This window comes from Shinella sp. 838, assembly GCF_029623935.1.
In the GTDB taxonomy this organism is placed as follows: Bacteria; Pseudomonadota; Alphaproteobacteria; order Rhizobiales; family Rhizobiaceae; genus Shinella.
The window spans coordinates 144,463-163,620 of record NZ_JARSBQ010000014.1 but is presented as its reverse complement, the minus strand read 5'-3'; the positions used below and the strand labels follow the sequence as shown (position 1 = coordinate 163,620).

Here is a 19,158-nt window from a genome sequence, read left to right as displayed (position 1 = left end):
ATATCTTTATGTGATTTCCGGTGCAGGATTATTGCACCGGAGGGCTTTGCCGTGGCCGAATCGCACCTGGACACCCTGTTCGGACCTGAACTGCCGCCACGCGATGGGCGCGAGATTCTCGCTGCCCTTCAGGCCGCCGCACGCGAGCGCATCCTGGTGCTCGACGGCGCCATGGGCACGGAAATCCAGACGCTGAAGCTGGTGGAAGAGGATTTCCGCGGCGATCGCTTCGGCGATTGCGCATGTCACCAGCAGGGCAACAATGACCTCCTGACACTAACCCAGCCCGGCGCGATCGAGGACATCCACTATCGCTACGCGCTGGCCGGTGCGGATATTCTCGAAACCAACACCTTCTCCTCCACGACCATCGCCCAGGCCGATTACGGCATGGAGGACATGGTCTATGAACTGAACCGTGACGGCGCCCGCCTTGCCCGCCGCGCCGGCCTCAGGGCCACCGAAAAGGACGGCCGCCGCCGCTTCGTCGCCGGCGCACTCGGCCCGACGAACCGCACGGCCTCCATCTCGCCTGACGTCAACAATCCCGGCTACCGCGCCGTCACCTTCGACGACCTCAAGCGCGCCTATGCGGACCAGCTGCGCGGCCTCATCGACGGCGGCGCCGACATCATCCTGATCGAGACGATCTTCGACACGCTGAATGCCAAGGCGGCGATCTTCGCCACCCGCGAAGTCTTCGAGGAAAAGGGCATCGAGCTGCCCGTCATGATCTCGGGCACGATCACCGACCTCTCGGGCCGCACGCTGTCCGGTCAGACACCGGAAGCCTTCTGGAACTCGGTACGCCACGCCGATCCCTTCTCCATCGGCCTCAACTGCGCACTCGGTGCCAACGCCATGCGCGCCCATCTCGCGGAGATCTCCTCCGTCGCGCAAACCTTCGTCTGCGCCTATCCCAATGCCGGCCTGCCGAACGCCTTCGGCAAATATGACGAGACGCCGGAGGAAATGGCCGCCCAGATCGAGGGCTTCATGCGCGATGGCCTCGTCAACATCGTCGGCGGCTGCTGCGGCTCGACGCCGGACCATATCCGCGCCATTGCGGCGGCCGCCGCACGCCACGCACCGCGCGCAATCCCCGACATACCGCGCCACATGCGCCTCTCGGGCCTCGAGCCCTTCACGCTGACCGAGGCTATCCCCTTCGTGAATGTCGGCGAGCGCACCAACGTCACGGGCTCGGCGAAATTCCGCAAGCTGATCACCGCGGGCGACTATGCCGCGGCGCTCGATGTCGCGCGCGACCAGGTGGCGAACGGCGCGCAGGTCATCGACATCAACATGGACGAGGGCCTGATCGATTCCGCCAAGGCCATGACGGAATATGTGAACCTCATCGCCGCAGAACCTGACATCGCCCGTGTTCCGCTGATGATCGACAGTTCGAAATGGGAGGTGATCGAGGCAGGCCTGAAATGCGTGCAGGGCAAGCCGCTGGTCAATTCCATCTCGCTGAAGGAGGGCGAAGAGGCCTTCCTTCACCATGCCAAGCTCGTGCGCGCCTATGGCGCCGCCGTCGTCGTCATGGCCTTTGACGAGAAGGGTCAGGCCGACACGAAGGCACGCAAGGTGGAAATCTGCACACGCGCCTACAAGCTGCTCACCGACGTTGCAGGCCTTGCACCCGAGGATATCGTCTTCGACCCGAACATCTTCGCCGTCGCGACGGGCATCGAGGAGCACGACAATTACGGCGTCGACTTCATCGAGGCGACGGCAGAGATCACAGCAACACTGCCGCATGCCCACATTTCCGGCGGCGTCTCCAACCTCTCCTTCTCCTTCCGCGGCAACGAGCCTGTGCGCGAGGCGATGCACGCCGTCTTCCTCTACCACGCCATCCAGTCGGGCATGGACATGGGCATCGTCAATGCCGGCCAGCTCGCCGTCTACGACACGATCGAGCCGGACCTGCGCGAGGCCTGCGAGGACGTTGTGCTGAACCGCGTGCCGAAGACCGGCGGCACCGCTACCGAACGCCTTCTGGAGATTGCCGAGCACTTCAAGGGCGCTGCCGGCAAGGAGGCCAAGGAGCGTGACCTCGCCTGGCGCGACTGGGTGGTCGAAAAGCGCCTCGAACACGCGCTCGTCAACGGTATTACCGAATTCGTCGAGATCGATACGGAAGAGGCTCGTCAGAACGCCGAGCGCCCGCTGCACGTCATCGAAGGCCCGCTGATGGCCGGCATGAACGTCGTCGGCGACCTTTTTGGCGCAGGGAAGATGTTCCTGCCGCAGGTGGTGAAATCCGCCCGCGTGATGAAACAGGCCGTCGCCGTGCTGCTGCCCTACATGGAGGCCGAAAAGCTCGCCAATGGCGGCAGCGGCGAGCGCCAGAGCGCCGGCAAAATCCTGATGGCGACCGTCAAGGGCGACGTGCACGATATCGGCAAGAACATCGTCGGCGTCGTGCTCGCCTGCAACAATTACGAGATCATCGACCTCGGCGTCATGGTGCCGGCAACGAAGATTCTTGAGACGGCAAAGGCCGAAAAGGTCGACATCATCGGCCTCTCCGGCCTCATCACCCCCTCGCTCGACGAGATGGTGCATGTCGCCGCCGAAATGGAGCGTGAAGGCTTCGACATCCCCCTCCTCATCGGCGGGGCGACGACGAGCCGCGTGCATACGGCGGTGAAGATCCATCCGCGCTACGACCGCGGCCAGACCGTCTACGTCACCGATGCCAGCCGCGCCGTCGGCGTGGTCGGCAGCCTGCTGTCGGCTGACATGAAACCCGGTTATGTCGAGACGCTGAAGGCTGAATACCGCAAGGTCGCGGATGCCCACGCCCGCAGCGAGGCCGAAAAACAGCGCCTGCCGCTCGCCAAGGCCCGTGAAAATGCCTTCAAGGCTGATTGGTCTGCCTACCGGCCGAAGACGCCGTCCTTCCTCGGCACGCGCGTCTGGCAGGACTGGGACCTCGCGGATCTCGCCCGCTATATCGACTGGACCCCCTTCTTCCAGACCTGGGAGCTGAAGGGTGTCTATCCAAAAATCCTCGACGATGAGAAACAGGGCCCCGCCGCCCGCCAGCTCTTTGCCGATGCGCAGGCGATGCTGGAAAAGATCATCGCCGAAAAATGGTTCACGCCGAAAGCCGTCGTCGGCTTCTGGCCGGCCGGAACCGTGGGCGACGACATCCGCCTCTTCACCGACGAGGCACGAAACAAGGACCTCGCCACCTTCTTCACACTGCGCCAGCAGCTTTCGAAACGCGACGGACGGCCGAATGTCGCCCTTTCCGATTTCGTGGCGCCTGTCGACAGTGGCAAGCCGGATTATCTCGGCGGCTTCGTCGTCACGGCCGGCATCGGGGAGATCGCCATCGCCGAACGTTTCGAGCGGGCGAATGACGACTACAACTCGATCCTCGTCAAGGCGCTGGCCGATCGCTTCGCCGAGGCCTTTGCCGAGCGCATGCATGAGTATGTGCGCAAGGAACTCTGGGCCTATGCGCCGGACGAGACCTTCTCCCCAACCGACCTCATCGGCGAACCCTATGCCGGCATCCGCCCCGCGCCGGGCTATCCCGCCCAGCCGGACCATACGGAGAAGACGGCGCTCTTCCGCCTGCTCGATGCCGAGAAGCAAATCGGTGTCGAACTCACCGAGAGTTTTGCCATGTGGCCCGGCTCCTCCGTCTCCGGCCTCTACATCGCCTCGCCGGAAAGCTACTATTTCGGCGTCGCCAAGGTGGAGCGGGACCAGGTGGAGGACTATGCCCGCCGCAAGGGCATGACCGTCATGGAAGTGGAGCGCTGGCTCGGCCCGGTACTCAACTACGTGCCAGTGACCGCACGGGAAAACGCGGCCTGAGTTTCCTCAGGCCGTCGCAAGGTTCAAGAACACGACCATGCCATAGCTCACGGCGACCAGCACGCCGAGCGACAGGACGACTGCGGCCGTCACCCGCGGGCCGGCCCGCATCACGCGCCTGAGGTCGATGCCGAGGCCGAGGGCGGCCATGGAGAGGATGGTCAGTACGGTCGCAGCGCGCGCCATGCCTTCGGCAAGCCCCGCATCGATCAGGCCGAAACTGCGCACAGCGAGCATAGCGAGGAAGCCGAGGATGAACCATGGCACCAGCCGGTGCAGCGCCGGGCGACGACCGCTCTCCTTACCTGCTGCAAGCGACAGGAAGAAGATCACCGGCCCCAGCATCAACACGCGCACGAGCTTGACGAAGGTACCGATCTGGATGCTGAGCGCGGAGACCGGGGCGGTGGCGGCCAGCACCTGCGGCACCGCATAGACCGTCATGCCCGCCATCACGCCGTAGCCCGTCGCCGAAAGGCCGAGCAATGGCACCAGCACCGGCAGCAGCAGCACCGTGACCATGCCGAGAACGGCGGTGAAGGCGATGGAGGAAGCGACGTCCTCCGCATCGGCGCGGATGACCGGCGCCGTCGCGGCGATGGCAGAGTTGCCGCAGATCGAATTGCCGCAGGCAACCAGCAACGCAACAGTGCGGGAGAGGCCGAGGCCGCGCCCGATGGCATAGCTTGCAAGGAGAACGACGCCCACCACCGCCGCGATCGCCCCGATCAGCAGCCAGCCCATGCCGGCAATTGCCGTGGCGCTGACGCCCGCACCGAGAAGCACAATCGCAATTTCAAGGAAGTACTTCGCGGAAAAGGCGATGCCGGGATCGAACACCGCCGGCCGTTTCAGCAGCAGGCGGCAGACGGCACCGATCAGGATCGCCAACACCAACGCCTCGATCCACGCCCCGCCCGACAGGTGCATTTCCAGCCGCTCGGCGAGCACGGCGAGGCCCGACACGAAGCCGGAGAGCAATACCCCGGGCAGAAGTACACGAATTCCAAGGAATGATGATTTATTAGGCGAATTTTCCATGTGCGGACGATGCGCTTGAAAACCTGTTCGATCCATCGGTAAATATCGGACATTTCATTCGACTGGATCGAACAGATGATGACGCTGGAACAACTCCGTATCTTCGTCGCCGTGGCGGAACGGGAGCACCTGACGAGGGCCGCGGAGGCACTGAACCTCACGCCCTCGGCCGTCAGCTCGGCCATCCGCGTGCTGGAGGAGCGCTACGGCATCGCGCTGTTCCATCGTACGGGGCGGCGGATCGAGTTGACCGAGACGGGTGAGGCCTTCCTGCCGGAGGCGAAAGCCACGCTGGCGCGGGCGGGCAGTGCAGACCTCTTCCTCACCGAGATCGGCGGCCTGAAACGCGGCACGCTGACGCTTGCCGCCAGCCAGACCATCGCAGGCTACTGGCTGCCGCCGCGTCTCATGCATTTCCGCAAGACCTATCCGGCGATCGACATCCGCTTGACCGGAGGCAACACCGACGAAGCTGCCGAAGCGGTTCTCGACGGGCGGGCGGAACTCGGTTTCGTCGAAGGCGAGATCGACCACCCTGCCCTCGTCCAGCGCGTGGTGGCGCGCGACCGGGTCGTCATCGTCGCGCCGTCGGGCCATCCGCTCGCCGGCAAGCCCGATATCGATGCGGACGACCTGGCCGCCGCCCGCTGGGTGCTGCGCGAACCAGGCTCGGGCACGCGGCGTGCCCTGACGGCGGCGCTGCCCGAGGAGGCGCTCGACATCGCGCTCTCCCTGCCTTCCAACGAAGCCGTGCGCAGCGCCGTTCTCGTCGGCCAGACGCTGACAGCGGTCTCCGAATTCGTCGTAAAGGACGACCTTGCCGCCGGCCGGATGGCCCGCATCGCCTTCGAACTGCCGGAACGCGCCTTCCGCCTGCTCCGCCACAAGGAGCGCTACCGCTCCCGGGCCTCGCTCGCCTTCGAGGCCGAGCTGGCCTAGATCATTTCCGCTTTTCTTCGAAACGCGAACCGCCGTACACTTTGGCTGGGATGGCTTTATAGTCCGTCGCGCCCCCGGAACCGGCGCTGGTATGCGGGATCGTAGAGCGAACTTTCGCGAAAATCCTCAGCGCCGAGCGAGCGGCCGACGAAGATCAGCGCCGTGCGCTCGATCGGCTCCTCGGCGACCTTCGCCGCGATATCCGCCAGGGTGCCGCGCACCACGCGCTCATCGGGCCAGGAGGCTTTCACCACGATCGCCACCGGGCAATCCGCACCATAGAGCGGTGTCAGGTCCGAGACGACCTTGTCCAGTGCGTGGATGGCGAGGTGGATCGCCAGCGTCGCCCCCGTCGCGCCGAAATTCGCCAGCGTCTCGCGGTTCGGCATCGGTGAGGCACGGCCGGAAACACGGGTGAGCACGAGGCTCTGGGCGACGGCGGGAATGGTGAGCTCACGCCCGAGCGCGGCGGCGGCGGCGGCAAAGGAAGGCACGCCCGGCGTCAGCGTGTAGGCGAGCCCGTGTTTTTCCAGCCGGCGGATCTGCTCGGCGACGGCACTCCAGACGGAGAGATCGCCGGAATGCAGCCGCGCCACATCCTCGCCCGCCGCGGCGGCGCGCAGATATTCGGCCTCGATCTCGTCGAGCGACATCGGCGCCGTATCGACGATGCGTGCGTCCGGCGGGCAATATTGCAGGAGTTCCGGCGACACGATGGAGCCGGCATAGAGGCAGACCGGGCAGGTGCCGATGAGATCACGGCCACGCACGGTGATGAGATCGGCAGCACCGGGGCCGGCGCCGATGAAATGAACAGTCATATTTGGTCCTCGATAGGTTGCGCCGGCTTCACCCAGGCCCACTGCGTGACCGGCATGGCCGGCCGCCAGCCCGTCATCTGCCCGACAGGCGATGCACGCGCGATGTCGATCCGGATCAGCGAACCGCCGAACCGGGCGTGCTGGGCGAGGAGCACAGCTTCCATTTCCGTTGTCACCGCATTGGCGACAAGCCGGCCACCCGGTTTCAGGCGGTCGATCGCCGCCGGCATGACGCCCGCCTCGCTGCCGCCACCGCCGATGAAGATCGCATCCGGCGCGGCCAACCCCACCAGAGCCTCCGGCGCCATGCCCTCGACCACCGCAAGACCCGGTACACCGAAGCACCCGGCATTGCGGTGAATGCGAGCGGCCCGCTCCGCATGGCCCTCGACGGCGATGGCCCTGAGCGAGGGGTCGGCCAGCATCCATTCGATACCGATGGAGCCCGAGCCGGCCCCGATATCCCAGAGAAGCTCGCCGCGGCGCGGCGCGAGAGCCGAGAGCGTCAGCGCGCGAACCTCGCGCTTGGTGATCTGGCCGTCATGCTCGAACAGCCCGTCGTCGAGGCCCGGCGTGTAGGCGAGCACCCGCGCCCCGTCTCCGGCGACAATCTCCACCGCGCAGACATTCAGCATGTCGGCCTCATCGAGGGCGAACTGCCCGGCCCGATGGTGGCTCACTCGTTCCCGTGCGCCACCGAGGGCTTCCAGCACAGTTAGCGCCGAGCCGCCGAACCCGCTTTCAGCCAGAAGAGCGGCAAGCGCCGCCGGCCCGTCGCTGTCCGAGGTCAGCGCCAGGATACGGCAGCCGGGATGCAGGTGCGGGCGCATCAGGTCGACGGGGCGGCCGTGCAGCGAAACACAGACCGTGTCCTGCAGGGCCCAGCCCAAACGCGATGCAGCGAGACTGAAGGCAGAGGGGGCAGGAAAAACGCGCATCTCCGCCCGCGCGATGCGCCGGGAGAGCGTGACGCCGACGCCATAGAAGAAGGGATCGCCCGAGGCGAGCACGACGACGGCCCTGCCGCGCGCAGCCAGAACAGCCTCCACCGAGCGCTCGAAGGGACTGAGCCAGCCATGGCGGTCGCCACGGATCGCCGCATCGGCAAGCTCCAGGTGCCGCGCGCCGCCGAAGACGATCTCCGCGCGGCCGATCGCGGCCTTGGCCTCGTCGCCGAGACCCGCTAGACCGTCTTCGCCGATCCCGACGATGGAAAGCCAGGGAGCGGCTGTCGAAAGGGACTGATCAGGCGTGGACAAACGACGCATCCTCATCTTGGGCGGCACGGCGGAAGCCCGCGACCTTGCAGGCGTGCTCGCCGACAGAACCGATCTTGCCGTCACGCTGTCGCTCGCCGGCCGCACGCTCGACCCCGCGCCGCAACCCGTACCCGTGCGCACCGGCGGCTTCGGCGGCGTCGAGGGGCTTTCGGCCCATCTGCGCGACGAGGCCATCGATCTCCTGATCGACGCGACGCATCCCTTCGCCCGGCAGATCTCCGCCAATGCCCGCGCCGCCAGCGCGGCGACCGGCATTCCGCTGCTGCGGCTGGAACGGCTCGGCTGGGATATGGTGGAGGGTGACCGCTGGACGCGCGTCGCCAATATGACGGAGGCCGTGGGCGCGCTCGGCAAAGTGCCGCGCCGCGTGTTCCTTGCCATCGGCCGCCAGGAGGCGAAGGCCTTCGACGCCGCGCCGCAGCACCACTATCTCGTGCGCAGCGTCGATCCCGTCGACCCGCCGCTTGCCGCACCCGATGTCGATTATCTGCTCGCCCGCGGCCCGTTTACCGTGGACGCGGAGGTCGAACTTCTGCGCGGCCATCGTATCGATGTCGTCGTCAGCAAGAATTCCGGTGGAGACGCCACCTATGGCAAGATCGTCGCGGCGCGCAGTCTCGGCCTGCCCGTCGTTCTGGTCGATCGGGCAGAGGCGCAGGGTGGCCACCACGCAGGAACCGTCCAGGATGCGGTGCGGCTCGCCGATCATCTCGTCGGCTCTTCGAGGAAACGCGGCGTATAGACGAGATCCGGCAGGCCCGGACGGGAAATGACGCGCGTTGCCGGCGAACCGATGACGACGCAAGTCGCCATGTCGGCACGCTCCGCCTCGGCCTCGCCGAGCGGCATGACCAGCATGCGCTCATCCGGGCGACCCGCGGCACGGCCGAAGATGACGGGCGTTGTCGCCGGAAGCGTCTCCCGCAGGATTTCAAAGGCCCGGCCGAGTTGCCAGGGCCGCGCTTTGCTGATCGGATTGTAGAGCGCGACAACAAGACCCGCCTCGGACACCAGGCGCAGCCGCTTCTCGATGATCTCCCAGGGTTTCAGGTTGTCGGAAAGCGAGATCGCGCAGAAATCATGGCCGAGCGGCGCACCGATGCGCGCGGCGACCGCCAGCATGGCGGTGACACCGGGCACGATGGTGAGATCGACCGCCTTCCACTCGTCCGGTCCCGCATCGATCGCCTCGCAGACGGCCGCCGCCATGGCGAAGACCCCGGGATCACCGCCCGAGACGACACAGACATCGACACCCTCGGCCGCCCGCTTCAGTGCGGCTTCGGCCCGGTTCAGCTCCTCGCGATTGTCGGAGGCGACCTTGATCTGGTCCGGCCGGAGGTTCAGCCGGTCGATATAGGGAAAGTAGCCGAAGAATTCGCGCGCAGCCTCGACCGCCTGTCTTGCCTCCGGCGTCATCTGGTCCGGATTGCCCGGCCCGGTGCCGATCACGAAAAGCCGGCCGGTCATGCGCGGCCGCTCCAGCCCGGCACGAGCACCAGCGAGAAATAGGGCGCGGTGTCGTCGGGCTTTTCGGAAAGCCGCATCGACCGGCTGGTCGGCATGGTGCCGCGCTCGACATAGATCGCCTCGCCGAGCCGGCCGGCCTTTTCCAGCGCCCGCCGGATTTTCGGTAGGTTGCGGCCGACCTTCATGATGACGGCGGCCTCGGTGTCGACGAGGCGGCGTGACAGCTCGCCCTCGCCCATCGTGCCCGGGAGCACGGAGAGCACGTCGTCACCCTGCACGATGGGCAGGCCCGACAGCGACCAGCAACCGGACATGGCCGTGATTCCGGGAATGACCTCGGTCGGGAACCGATCGGCGAGCCGCACGTGGAGATGCATGTAGGAGCCGTAGAACATCGGATCGCCTTCCGAGAGGATGGCGACCGTGCGGCCGGCGGCAAGGTGCTCCGCAACGGCGGCGGCCGAGGCATCGTAGAAGGCGGTGATCTGGCGCTTGTAGTCGTCGTGGTCCTTGTCGATTTCCGTCGTCACCGGATAGTAGAGCGGCAGCTCCGCCATTCCGGGCTTCAAGAGACCCTCGACGATCGCCCGCCCATTGCCCGCGCGGCCGGCCTTGGCGAAGTAGGCGAGCACATCCGCCTCGCCGATCGCCCGCACCGCCTTCAGCGTCAGGAGTTCCGGATCGCCCGGTCCCGTGCCCACGCCATAAAGTCGTCCCGTCACCGTCGCCACCCTGTTCATAGCCCCGGCCTCGCCAGAGAATTGAGCGCCGCGGCCGTCATGGCGCTGCCGCCGAGGCGACCCCGCACGATGGCGAAGGGCACGTCGTAGGAATTTTCGGCAAGCGCATCCTTGGATTCCGCGGCACCGACGAAACCGACCGGCATGCCGAGGATTGCCGCCGGCTTCGGCGCGCCGTCGCGCAGCAATTCCAGCAGGTAGAACAGCGCCGTTGGCGCATTGCCGATAGCGACGACGGAACCGGCGAGACGATCGAGCCAGAGGCGGATGGCCGCGGCCGAGCGCGTGTTGCCGATATCCCGGGCGATGTCGGGCGTGCGCGGATCGCGCAGCATGCAGAGCACCTCGTTGCCGGCCGGCAGGCGGGCGGCCGTCACGCCGCGCGCGACCATCTCGGCATCACAGAAGATCGGCGCACCGGCCTGGAGCGCGCCGCGCGCCGCCGTGACGAAACCGGGAGAGAAAACGAAATGCGGTGCCGCCTCGACGAGGCCTGCGGCATGGATCATGCGCACGGCGACGTCCGATTCCTCTTCGGAAAAGCGGGAGAGATCGGCTTCGGCGCGGATGATCGCGAAGGATTTTTCGTAGATGGCCGTGCCATCCTTGATGTAGTCGTAATCGGTCATTGTTGGCCTTGATAAGCAGAAACCAGGGTGTCGGACGCGGTGCGGTCGATGAGGTTTCCCGCCGTCTCGCCGTCCGCACGACGCGCGCGCAGGAGGGCACCGAGACGATGCAGGGCGGGCCGCAGCGCATCGGCGGGCAGGATCGCGGCGGCGCCATCGCCCGCACGCCCGCCAAGAACAAGACCGACGCCGGCGGCAGTGCCGCAAAGCGTGACCGCGGCCGCGGCCGGATGGGCGCAGCCCTTCGGGCAGCCGGAAACATGCACGTCGAAGGAACCGTCCAGGAGATCGCCGGCTCCCGCCACAAGGGCATCGGCGGCGGCGTGGGTATCGAAGCTGGCCGAAGCGCAGCCGGCGGAACCGGCACAGACGGAGACGGTCCGCCCCGGCGCATCCTGCGTGCTCCAGACACGTCCCCGCGTCGCACAGGCCTGCGCGGCGGCCACCGTTTCCGCGCAGAGCCCGCGTACCAGCAGCGCGTGATGCGGCGCGAGGCGGAACTCCGTTGCGCCACAGGCGACCAGCTCCCGTGTCAGGGCGGCAAACCGATCGGCATGGATCTGACCATAGGCCGGGGCGAGCCCCAGAACCGTTTCGTCTCCGATCCCGTGTACACCGAGCGGATGAACGGGTGAAGCGACCGGAATCGGCGGCACCGGAGCCGCACCGAGAGCCGCCGCCAGCAGCGTTGGATCGAGATCCCGCCCCCGCGCCGCCGGCCCGATGGCGGCAAGGGCAGCGGCGACTGTCATCACGCCGTCGACAGCCTTTTCGCCGGGCAGCAGCGCAACGGCCCGCGCCGTCATGCGATCACCACCGAGGGAAAGCCGCCAGGCAAGACCTCGTATGCGTGCGACCGCATCGAGGCGGATATCGGCAACCATGTCGGCAAGAGACAACACACCGCCGCCATCGACGACGACGGCAAGCTTCGGCGCGAGAACAAGAGCGGCATCGGCAAGAGCCGCCCGCAGTGCATCGGCAAGCGGCGCGGCATCGGCAAGTTCGGACGGATCGATGCCGGCAAGCGGCGGCACTTCGATGGCAACGCCCGTCTGCGGGACGATGCCGGCCGCGGCGAGCCCGACGGCAAGGTGCGGAACGGAAGCATCCGTAAGGCCGCGAAGCTGGAGATTGCCGCGCGCGGTGATTTCGATAAGGCCGTTGCCATGCGCCCGCGCCAGATCGGCAAGCGCAAGGAGATCGTGCGCGGTGAGGGCCGCCGCGGTGGGGCGCAGGCGCACCAGCAGGCCGTCGCCAGTCCGCATCGGAGTGGCGAGGGAAGGGCAGGCGCCGCGCCGCAACGCGCCGATCTCGCCCAGGGGGCCCGGAAGCATCGCACAGGTCACCGTCATGCCGCGCCCTCCTCCGCTTCGGGCGCCGGGCGACGGATCAGGTAGGTGTCCATGATCCAGCCATGCGCGGCGCGCGCCTTTCGGCGCGTCTCGCTGATCGTATCGGCGACGTCGGAAAGCCGGCCGGACAACAGGATCTCGTGCGGCGTGCCGAGATAGGCGCCCCACCAGATCTCCGCTTCCGGATCCTCGACCGTCCGAAAGGCTTCGACGCCGTCGAGCATGACGAGCGCATCGCGCGAGGATTCCGGCCAGGCGCCGGCAAGGCGGCGGCCTGTGGTGATCTCGACCGGCAGGCCGATGCGGTTGAGCGTGATGGCATGGCTGGCGCAGAGCGCCTGGACGCTGGTGATGCCGGGAATGACCTCGATCTCGAAGGCGACACGGCCGGCCGTGCGCACATGATCGATAATACGCAGCGTGCTGTCATAGAGCATCGGATCGCCCCAGACGAGCAGGCCGAGCGTCTCGTCCGCACCGGTCTCGTTGAGGAGAGTGCGTTCGTAGATGGCCGCGATGGCACGGTGCCAATCGTTGACGCCATCCTCGTAGCTTCCGTCGGCGCGGCGCACCGGTACGGTGTAATCGAGGATGCGGCAAGCGGCATTGTCGAGGAAACGGTCGCAGATTTCGCGGCGCGCATCGGCCAGAAAGGCCTTTTCATCGCCCTTCGTCGGAATGAGCAGCACATCGGCCCGGTTCAGCGCCTGAATTGCCTGAACAGTCATGTGCTCGGGATTGCCCGCGCCGATCCCGATGACCAGTATCTTTCTCAAAAACCCGTCTCCCGTGCGACCCTGCGCTCCCGGTTCGCGGCCCGACTTGGGTCCCGCACCCCTTCCTAATCCCAAAAGCCGGCGGAAAACAGTACCCGAATCGCGTCCTTTGCCGGTCTTTTTGAGACTCAGGCGGCAGTGCGGCTCGTCAGATAGGCCCGCGGCGCGGTTCCCAGCATGCGCTTGAACATGGTTGTGAAGGCCGGCACGCTCTCGTAGCCGGCATCGAGCGCCACCCGCGTCACCGGTTCGCCGGCGGCAAGGCGCGGCAAGCAGGCGAAAAGGCAGGCCTGCTGACGCCAGGTGACGAAGCTGACACCCATCTCCTGGCGGAAGAACCGCGTGAAGGTGCGCCGGCTCATGTTCAGCCTTCGAGCCCAGTCGTCGATCTTGGCCACCGGCGACGGCTGTTCGACAAAATCGCGGCAAAGGCCCGCCAGCCTTCCACTTGCCGGAAACGGCAGGCCGAGCGGACGCTCGGGCAGGCGGCCGATTTCGTCAAGCAGCAGCGCCATGACGAGGTCGCTGCGCCGGCGATCCTCCGACAGGCCATCATGCCGAACGGTCTCCGCGATCAACTGGCGGGCAAGGTCGGTGACTTCCAGCACGGTGGGCACCTGCGAAGCGGCCCGGCCCTCCGGTGAATAGATATAGACCGAGCGCATGCTGACATCGCTGATCATCTCGACGGAATGTTCGAGACCGCGCGGAATGAGCAAGGCGTGGCCGGGTGGAATCATCCAGCGCCCACGCTCCGTCCCCACCAGCACTACACCGGCAAAAACGCAGAGGAACTGCGTGCGGCGGTGACGGTGCGGCGGCACCGTATAGCCACCCGGGATGTCCGAACTGTGCACCAGAACATCCGTATTCGCCTGTTCCATCCGGAAGAGGTTGCGGATGTGGTCGTCATCGAGCGCCCTGCGGCGTGCATCGCTCAGTTTTTCCATCTTTGGCCCACTCGCGTAAGAAATGGACCTCAGCACGAAAGCAGGCCTATAGCAATCCCTGTATGGGAAGCAGCCGTGACGCGGAATCTGCGCGTATCATTCGAGGCCATCATGTCGACAGTCGTTCCCGCGGCACCCCGCAGCGCCGCCACCACCACCTATTCCATCATCGTCGCCGTCAGCGCGTGCCACATGCTGAACGACATCATGCAGTCGCTCCTGACGTCGCTCTATCCGCTGCTGAAGGAAAACTACGCGCTCGATTTCGTGCAGATCGGCCTTCTGACCATGGCCTTCCAGGTCACCGCCTCGCTGCTGCAGCCGGCCGTCGGCATCGTCACGGATCGCTGGCCGATGCCCTTCTCGCTGCCGGTCGGCATGGGCAGCACCTTCGTCGGCCTCATCATGCTCGCCTATGCGCACAGCTTCCCGGTTCTGGTCTTCGGCGCCTGCCTGATCGGTCTCGGCTCGGCGATCTTCCACCCGGAATCCTCGCGTGTCGCCCGTCTCGCCTCCGGTGGCCGCCACGGGCTTGCACAATCGCTGTTCCAGGTCGGCGGCAATGCCGGCACGGCGATCGGGCCGCTGCTCGCCGCCTTCATCGTGTTGCCCCTCGGCCAGACGAGCGTCGCCTGGTTCTCGGCCGTCGCCCTCCTTGGCATGGTCATCCTCACCTGGGTCGGCAACTGGTATGCCGGTGAGCGCCGCCTTGCGGCCGGCCGGCCGGCCGTCAGCCGCGAACTGCCGCTGCCGCGCGGTCGCGTCGCCTGGGCCCTTGCCGTTCTGGTGCTGCTGACGACCACGAAAAACGCCTATCTCGCCAGTATCTCCAGCTATTTCACCTTCTACACGATGGAGAATTTCGGCCTTGGCGTGCGCGACGCACAGCTCATGCTGTTCCTCTTCCTCGGAGCTTCGGCACTCGGCGTCTTCATGGGCGGGCCGATCGGCGACCGGTTCGGCACGCGCTTCGTCATCTGGTTCTCGATCCTCGGCGTCATCCCCTTCGCCCTGTTGCTGCCCTATGCGAACCTCTTCTGGACGGGCGTGCTGACCGTGCTGATCGGGCTGATCTTCTCCTCGGCTTTCTCCGCCATCGTCGTCTTCGCGCAGGAGCTGATCCCGGGCCGCGTCGGCATGATCGCCGGCATCTTCTTCGGCTTCGCCTTCGGCGCAGGCGGTCTGGGTGCGGCAGTCCTTGGCATCTTCGCCGACAGCCACGGCATCAACTTCGTCTACCAGATCTGCTCCTACATGCCGCTGCTCGGCATCCTCACGATCTTCCTGCCGCGCCTGCCGGCACACCGCTGAACCGGCCACAGACGTGTCCGAACATAAAAAGGCCGGCGAATTCGCCGGCCTTTTGTTTTGGATCAGCCCATGCGCTCGGAAGCGTAGCTACCCGGGCTGGGCGGGAAGACGATGGTCTTGTTGCCGTTCATGAAGGTGCGGTGGTGGATGTGGGCATGCACGGCGCGGGCAAGCACCTGGCTCTCCACGTCACGGCCGATCGAAACATAGTCCTCGGCCGACTGCGCATGCGTGATGCGCGCGACATCCTGCTCGATGATCGGGCCTTCGTCGAGATCTTCGGTGACGTAGTGCGCCGTCGCACCGATCAGCTTCACGCCGCGCTCGAAAGCCTGCTTGTAGGGGTTCGCACCCTTGAAGGACGGCAGGAACGAGTGGTGGATGTTGATGATGCGGCCCGACATCTTCTTGCAGACGGCATCCGACAGGACCTGCATGTAGCGGGCGAGAACGATCAGCTCGGCGCCGGACTGTTCGACCACTTCCATCAGACGTGCCTCGGCCTGCGGCTTGTTCTCCTTCGTCACCTTGATGTGGTGGAAGGGGATGTCGTGGTTGACGATGACCTTCTGGTAGTCGAAGTGGTTGGACACGACGCCGACGATATCGATGGGCAGCGCGCCGATCTTCCAGCGGTAGAGCAGATCGTTGAGGCAATGGCCGAAACGCGACACCATGAGCAGCACCTTCATGCGCTCGTCGCTGTCGTTGAAGCGGTACGTCATGGCGAACGTCTTGGCGACGGGGACGAAACCGGTCTTGATGTCCTCCTCCGAAATACCCTCCTGGGAGAGGAAGGTCAGGCGCATGAAGAACAGGCCCGTCTCGAGGTCGTCGAACTGCGACGAGTCGGAGATGTAACACCCCTTTTCGGCGAGGTAGCCGGTGATCGCGGCGACGATGCCGCGGGTCGATTGGCAGGATACGGTCAGGACGTGGCTTTTCATCGGTTCGTTTCTCGCGTTCGGCCGGTGCGGGGGCAAGGCACCGGCGGATCCCCTTGTCTGCGGGCCGCACTCACGGCTTGGCGCATATTTCAGGCCGCTTGCCTCTGCGCAAGCCCCTGCAATGGCCAGAAGCTACGCCGGCTCTTGCAAGGAATCCCTCCGGTTCGCGACATCCAATGCGTCGAAACTGCCAAGTGGGGCCTTCGCAGCCCGCTCTACCGGATTCGCACCATCGCGCATGATCCGGCGTGACGAAGCTCGCGAACGAATCTTTCATCGATGCAAGACCGTCCGTGCCTGGCTAAAATCCTTCTGGACACTATTATGGACACATGTTCTATAAACTGGACAGATTCGACGGGAGCTCGCCATGCATCTTTCCATGTGGACCTACCCCTGGGACATCCAGGACCAGGGCATCGCGGCACTCGCCGCCGACCTTTCCGGCCGCGCCGGCCTCAACACGGTGAGCCTTGCGACCTCCTACCATGCCGGCCGCTTCCTGCAGCCGCGCAGCCCTGAGCAGAAGGCCTACTTCCCCGAAGACGGCACCGTCTATTTCCAGCCCGACGAAACGCTGTGGCAGGGCAAGACGATCCGCCCCCTGGTGGCGCAGAACGTCACCGACCGCGGCGACATGCTGGAAGCACTGACCAGAGCGCGCGCAACCACAGGACTTGCCGTCTCCTGCTGGACGGTCTGCCTGCACAACACCCGCCTCGGCATGCTGCACCCCGATCATGTGACCCGCAACGCCTTCGGCAATGCCAATTACTACAATCTCTGCCCCTCCAGCCCGGCGGCACGCGACTATGTCGTGACGCTGGTGCGCGACATCACAGTGAACCACAAGCCCGACATGCTGGAGCTGGAAAGCCCGAACTTCATGGGCTTTGCCCACGAATACCACCATGAGAAGGACGGTGTCGGCCTCAACGCCGAGGATGACTTCCTGCTGTCGCTCTGCTTCTGCCACCATTGCACCGCCCGTGCGCGGAAGGCCGGCATACCTGTCGACAGTGCACAAAAAACGGTGGCGCGCTTCATCGCCGAACTGTGCGAACGGGCGGTACCTGAAAAACAGTTCCCCGACTTCCCCGCCGCCGGTATCGACGCCTTCCGCGACCATCCGGAGCTGCACGCCTTCCTCACCTGGCGCTCCGAACCGGTGACGAGCCTGATCGGCGAGATCAAGGCGGCTGCCGACCCGGCGACGCGCATCGTGCTGATCGACCTGAAGGACGGCTGGCTCGGTGGCGTCGACCTCGAGGCGGTCGGAACGCTCTGCGACGGCGCGATCCTCTGCTGCTACGGCATGACGCCCGAGGCCGTCGGCGAGGTCATCCGCACCGGCCGGGCGATGCTCGGCCCGGACAAATTCCTGGGGCTGGGCCTGCGCGTCTTCTATCCCGAGGTCGATGGCCCGGCCATCCTTGCCGCCCGCGCAAAGGCAGCCGTCGAGGCTGGTGCGAACGGCGTGAACTTCTACAATTACGGGCTCATTCCGGCAAAGCGCCTCGACTGGGTGAAGGAAGCCGTCGGCGCGATCACGTAGAGTCTGTCAGCTTCATACTGAATCTGCCGAACTCCATAATACTTTGTTTTCGTTGTCTTTTCTTGAAAAGCGGGCCCCACTTTTCCCTGACAAACCCCAAGGCCTCAGCCGTCGATCGGCTCGGCGACCTGGATCAGACAGTCGCCGGCCTGGCTGTCGCAATGCAGCCGGTGGGAGATGACGATGCCGCCCTCGGCAAAGCGCAGCGCCTCCTCGGGCTGCTCAAGCCGTTCGAGATCGTGATACCAGCCAGCCAGATCACCTGCCGAGACGTGCGCACCGAGCGACACGGCAGGCTCGAACCAGCCGCGCCGGCCCGCATAGATGCCCTGGCTGTGCCGGGAGAGCGACAGGAGCTGCAGGGCAGGTGGAGCTGCGAGCGGCCCGCGCGACAGCACCGGCTCTCCCGCAATGCCGAGTGCGACGAGCAGACGGTCGATCGCCGCCGCCGTAAACGCCATGCTCTCGGGCGACACGGTGCCGCCGCCGCCGAACTCACCCGAAAGGCCGATCGTGCCAGCCCGGCCGGCCGCGCCCATCGAGGTCGGCGCGGCCGGCCCGTTATCGGCGATGAAGGCATGTGCGGCCCCCATCGCCCGCATCAACGTGACCGCGCGCGCAAAGCGCTCGGCATCCGCCTGCCGCTCGATCAGCGTGCAGGACAGATGCGCCATGGAGGTACCGCCGGAGTGCAGGTCGAGCACGGCATCGTGGTGCGGGAAAAGATCATGTTCAAGGAAATGCGCCAGCCGCGCCGTCGGCGTGCCGGCCGGATCGCCGGGAAAGGCGCGGTTGAGATTGCCGCCGTCGAAGGGCGAACAGCGCTTGGCCGCCATCACCGCCGGCAGGTTCACCATCGGCAGGATGGTGACGGCACCGCGGATTTTCGTGATATCGAGCTGGCGCATCAGCCGCCCGAGCTGGAGCTCACCCTCGTATTCGTCACCATGGTTGCCCGCCATCAGGAGCAGGCTCGGCCCCTCGCCGTTCTTCAGCCGCAGGATGGGGATGCGGATCTGGTAGTAGGGCGAGCGGTCGACGGAATAGGGAATCGCAAGATGCCCGGCCTGCCGGCCCTCCCGGGAAAGATCGATCGGATTGACGAGGCCGCTGTGCATGGTGGCTCCAGTTCGGGCGGGTTTTCAGAGTGCGGCGACGGCAGTCATCTCGACGCGCAGGTCCGGATCGGCAAGGCGCGCCTCGACGCAGGCGCGGGCCGGCGGGTTTTCCGGGTCGATCCAAGCATCATAAACGCCGTTCATCGCCTCGAAATCGACAATCGCCGGCAGGAAGACATTGACAGCGAGCAGTTTCGAGCGGTCCGTACCGGCTTCCTTCAGAAGGGCATCGATCTTGCCGAGCACGTCGCGCGTCTGGTCCTCAAGGCCGGCCTTGCGGTTTTCCGCGACCTGGCCGGCGATATAGACGAGCCCGCCATAGCTGACGGCCTGGCTCATGCGCGAACCCTTCTGGTAACGCTGGATCATGGGTGTTTTCCTTT

17 protein-coding genes are annotated in these 19,158 nt (G+C 65.9%); 5 read left to right on the top strand and 12 right to left on the bottom strand.

From position 1 onward, the window contains the following. Positions 1 to 51: 51 nt before the first annotated feature. A complete protein-coding gene (gene metH / locus P9A16_RS29715; protein WP_024271352.1) occupies positions 52 to 3,843 on the top strand; it encodes a methionine synthase in 3,792 nt (1,263 codons plus the stop codon). Positions 3,844 to 3,849: 6 nt separating this feature from the next. Here metH and P9A16_RS29710 read toward each other — a convergent pair whose 3' ends face one another. Next, positions 3,850 to 4,884 (bottom strand): YeiH family protein, encoded by a 1,035-nt coding sequence (locus P9A16_RS29710; RefSeq protein ID WP_023516531.1) that lies wholly within the window; start codon positions 4,882 to 4,884, stop codon positions 3,850 to 3,852. 78 nt (positions 4,885 to 4,962) lie between these two features. On the opposite strand from P9A16_RS29710, the gene P9A16_RS29705 reads away from it, so the two are divergent. After that, complete coding sequence (locus P9A16_RS29705) at positions 4,963 to 5,823, top strand: LysR substrate-binding domain-containing protein (protein ID WP_037409000.1); 861 nt, start codon at positions 4,963 to 4,965, stop codon at positions 5,821 to 5,823. 56 nt (positions 5,824 to 5,879) lie between these two features. On the opposite strand, the gene cobM is transcribed toward P9A16_RS29705, so the two are convergent. Both cobM and P9A16_RS29695 read right to left on the bottom strand, forming a co-directional pair. Further along, positions 5,880 to 6,644 (bottom strand): precorrin-4 C(11)-methyltransferase, encoded by a 765-nt coding sequence (gene cobM / locus P9A16_RS29700; RefSeq protein ID WP_024271353.1) that lies wholly within the window; start codon positions 6,642 to 6,644, stop codon positions 5,880 to 5,882. Continuing rightward, positions 6,641 to 7,903, bottom strand: a complete 1,263-nt coding sequence (locus P9A16_RS29695; protein ID WP_023512822.1) for a bifunctional cobalt-precorrin-7 (C(5))-methyltransferase/cobalt-precorrin-6B (C(15))-methyltransferase — start codon at positions 7,901 to 7,903, stop codon at positions 6,641 to 6,643. Before P9A16_RS29695 ends, cobM begins: the two co-directional genes overlap by 4 nt. Between P9A16_RS29695 and P9A16_RS29690 the strand changes: the two genes are divergently transcribed. Further along, a complete protein-coding gene (locus P9A16_RS29690) occupies positions 7,896 to 8,666 on the top strand; it encodes a cobalt-precorrin-6A reductase (RefSeq protein WP_037409004.1) in 771 nt (256 codons plus the stop codon). The genes P9A16_RS29695 and P9A16_RS29690 overlap by 8 nt on opposite strands. On the opposite strand, the gene P9A16_RS29685 is transcribed toward P9A16_RS29690, so the two are convergent. The 6 genes from P9A16_RS29685 to P9A16_RS29660 all read right to left on the bottom strand — a co-directional run bounded on the left by P9A16_RS29685 (position 8,630) and on the right by P9A16_RS29660 (position 13,844). After that, positions 8,630 to 9,394 (bottom strand): precorrin-3B C(17)-methyltransferase, encoded by a 765-nt coding sequence (locus P9A16_RS29685; protein ID WP_023512820.1) that lies wholly within the window; start codon positions 9,392 to 9,394, stop codon positions 8,630 to 8,632. The genes P9A16_RS29690 and P9A16_RS29685 overlap by 37 nt on opposite strands. Then, a complete protein-coding gene (locus tag P9A16_RS29680) occupies positions 9,391 to 10,134 on the bottom strand; it encodes a precorrin-2 C(20)-methyltransferase (protein WP_023512819.1) in 744 nt (247 codons plus the stop codon). The genes P9A16_RS29685 and P9A16_RS29680 overlap by 4 nt, the downstream gene beginning before the upstream one ends. Continuing rightward, positions 10,131 to 10,763, bottom strand: coding sequence for a precorrin-8X methylmutase (locus P9A16_RS29675; RefSeq protein WP_023512818.1), 633 nt, complete (start codon positions 10,761 to 10,763; stop codon positions 10,131 to 10,133). Before P9A16_RS29675 ends, P9A16_RS29680 begins: the two co-directional genes overlap by 4 nt. After that, positions 10,760 to 12,118, bottom strand: a complete 1,359-nt coding sequence (gene cobG, locus P9A16_RS29670; protein ID WP_278026273.1) for a precorrin-3B synthase — start codon at positions 12,116 to 12,118, stop codon at positions 10,760 to 10,762. Before cobG ends, P9A16_RS29675 begins: the two co-directional genes overlap by 4 nt. Continuing rightward, a complete protein-coding gene (gene cobF, locus P9A16_RS29665; protein WP_023512816.1) occupies positions 12,115 to 12,894 on the bottom strand; it encodes a precorrin-6A synthase (deacetylating) in 780 nt (259 codons plus the stop codon). Before cobF ends, cobG begins: the two co-directional genes overlap by 4 nt. Positions 12,895 to 13,022: 128 nt before the next feature. Further along, positions 13,023 to 13,844, bottom strand: coding sequence for an AraC family transcriptional regulator (locus tag P9A16_RS29660; RefSeq protein WP_023512815.1), 822 nt, complete (start codon positions 13,842 to 13,844; stop codon positions 13,023 to 13,025). A 111-nt stretch (positions 13,845 to 13,955) separates the two neighbouring features. Here P9A16_RS29660 and P9A16_RS29655 point away from each other — a divergent pair, with 111 nt between their 5' ends. Next, positions 13,956 to 15,155, top strand: a complete 1,200-nt coding sequence (locus P9A16_RS29655) for an MFS transporter (RefSeq protein ID WP_023516945.1) — start codon at positions 13,956 to 13,958, stop codon at positions 15,153 to 15,155. A 62-nt stretch (positions 15,156 to 15,217) separates the two neighbouring features. Here P9A16_RS29655 and purU read toward each other — a convergent pair whose 3' ends face one another. Further along, complete coding sequence (purU, locus tag P9A16_RS29650) at positions 15,218 to 16,102, bottom strand: formyltetrahydrofolate deformylase (protein WP_024271354.1); 885 nt, start codon at positions 16,100 to 16,102, stop codon at positions 15,218 to 15,220. Between the two features lie 370 nt (positions 16,103 to 16,472). Here purU and P9A16_RS29645 point away from each other — a divergent pair, with 370 nt between their 5' ends. Then, positions 16,473 to 17,657, top strand: coding sequence for a hypothetical protein (locus P9A16_RS29645; protein WP_023514658.1), 1,185 nt, complete (start codon positions 16,473 to 16,475; stop codon positions 17,655 to 17,657). 104 nt (positions 17,658 to 17,761) lie between these two features. On the opposite strand, the gene P9A16_RS29640 is transcribed toward P9A16_RS29645, so the two are convergent. Next, positions 17,762 to 18,775, bottom strand: a complete 1,014-nt coding sequence (locus P9A16_RS29640) for a succinylglutamate desuccinylase/aspartoacylase family protein (RefSeq protein WP_023514657.1) — start codon at positions 18,773 to 18,775, stop codon at positions 17,762 to 17,764. 24 nt (positions 18,776 to 18,799) lie between these two features. Then, positions 18,800 to 19,144 (bottom strand): RidA family protein, encoded by a 345-nt coding sequence (locus P9A16_RS29635; RefSeq protein ID WP_023514656.1) that lies wholly within the window; start codon positions 19,142 to 19,144, stop codon positions 18,800 to 18,802. Positions 19,145 to 19,158 lie beyond the last annotated feature (14 nt).

What these genes read in the sequence shown, in the direction of transcription:
- P9A16_RS29710 (WP_023516531.1), bottom strand. Translation starts at nt 4,884, where the DNA reads ATGGAAAATTCGCCTAATAAATCATCATTCCTTGGAATTCGTGTACTT.
- P9A16_RS29705 (WP_037409000.1), top strand. Translation starts at nt 4,963, where the DNA reads ATGACGCTGGAACAACTCCGTATCTTCGTCGCCGTGGCGGAACGGGAG.
- cobM (WP_024271353.1), bottom strand. Translation starts at nt 6,644, where the DNA reads ATGACTGTTCATTTCATCGGCGCCGGCCCCGGTGCTGCCGATCTCATC.
- P9A16_RS29685 (WP_023512820.1), bottom strand. Translation starts at nt 9,394, where the DNA reads ATGACCGGCCGGCTTTTCGTGATCGGCACCGGGCCGGGCAATCCGGAC.
- P9A16_RS29680 (WP_023512819.1), bottom strand. Translation starts at nt 10,134, where the DNA reads ATGAACAGGGTGGCGACGGTGACGGGACGACTTTATGGCGTGGGCACG.
- P9A16_RS29675 (WP_023512818.1), bottom strand. Translation starts at nt 10,763, where the DNA reads ATGACCGATTACGACTACATCAAGGATGGCACGGCCATCTACGAAAAA.
- cobG (WP_278026273.1), bottom strand. Translation starts at nt 12,118, where the DNA reads ATGACGGTGACCTGTGCGATGCTTCCGGGCCCCCTGGGCGAGATCGGC.
- P9A16_RS29660 (WP_023512815.1), bottom strand. Translation starts at nt 13,844, where the DNA reads ATGGAAAAACTGAGCGATGCACGCCGCAGGGCGCTCGATGACGACCAC.
- P9A16_RS29655 (WP_023516945.1), top strand. Translation starts at nt 13,956, where the DNA reads ATGTCGACAGTCGTTCCCGCGGCACCCCGCAGCGCCGCCACCACCACC.
- purU (WP_024271354.1), bottom strand. Translation starts at nt 16,102, where the DNA reads ATGAAAAGCCACGTCCTGACCGTATCCTGCCAATCGACCCGCGGCATC.
- P9A16_RS29645 (WP_023514658.1), top strand. Translation starts at nt 16,473, where the DNA reads ATGCATCTTTCCATGTGGACCTACCCCTGGGACATCCAGGACCAGGGC.
- P9A16_RS29640 (WP_023514657.1), bottom strand. Translation starts at nt 18,775, where the DNA reads ATGCACAGCGGCCTCGTCAATCCGATCGATCTTTCCCGGGAGGGCCGG.
- P9A16_RS29635 (WP_023514656.1), bottom strand. Translation starts at nt 19,144, where the DNA reads ATGATCCAGCGTTACCAGAAGGGTTCGCGCATGAGCCAGGCCGTCAGC.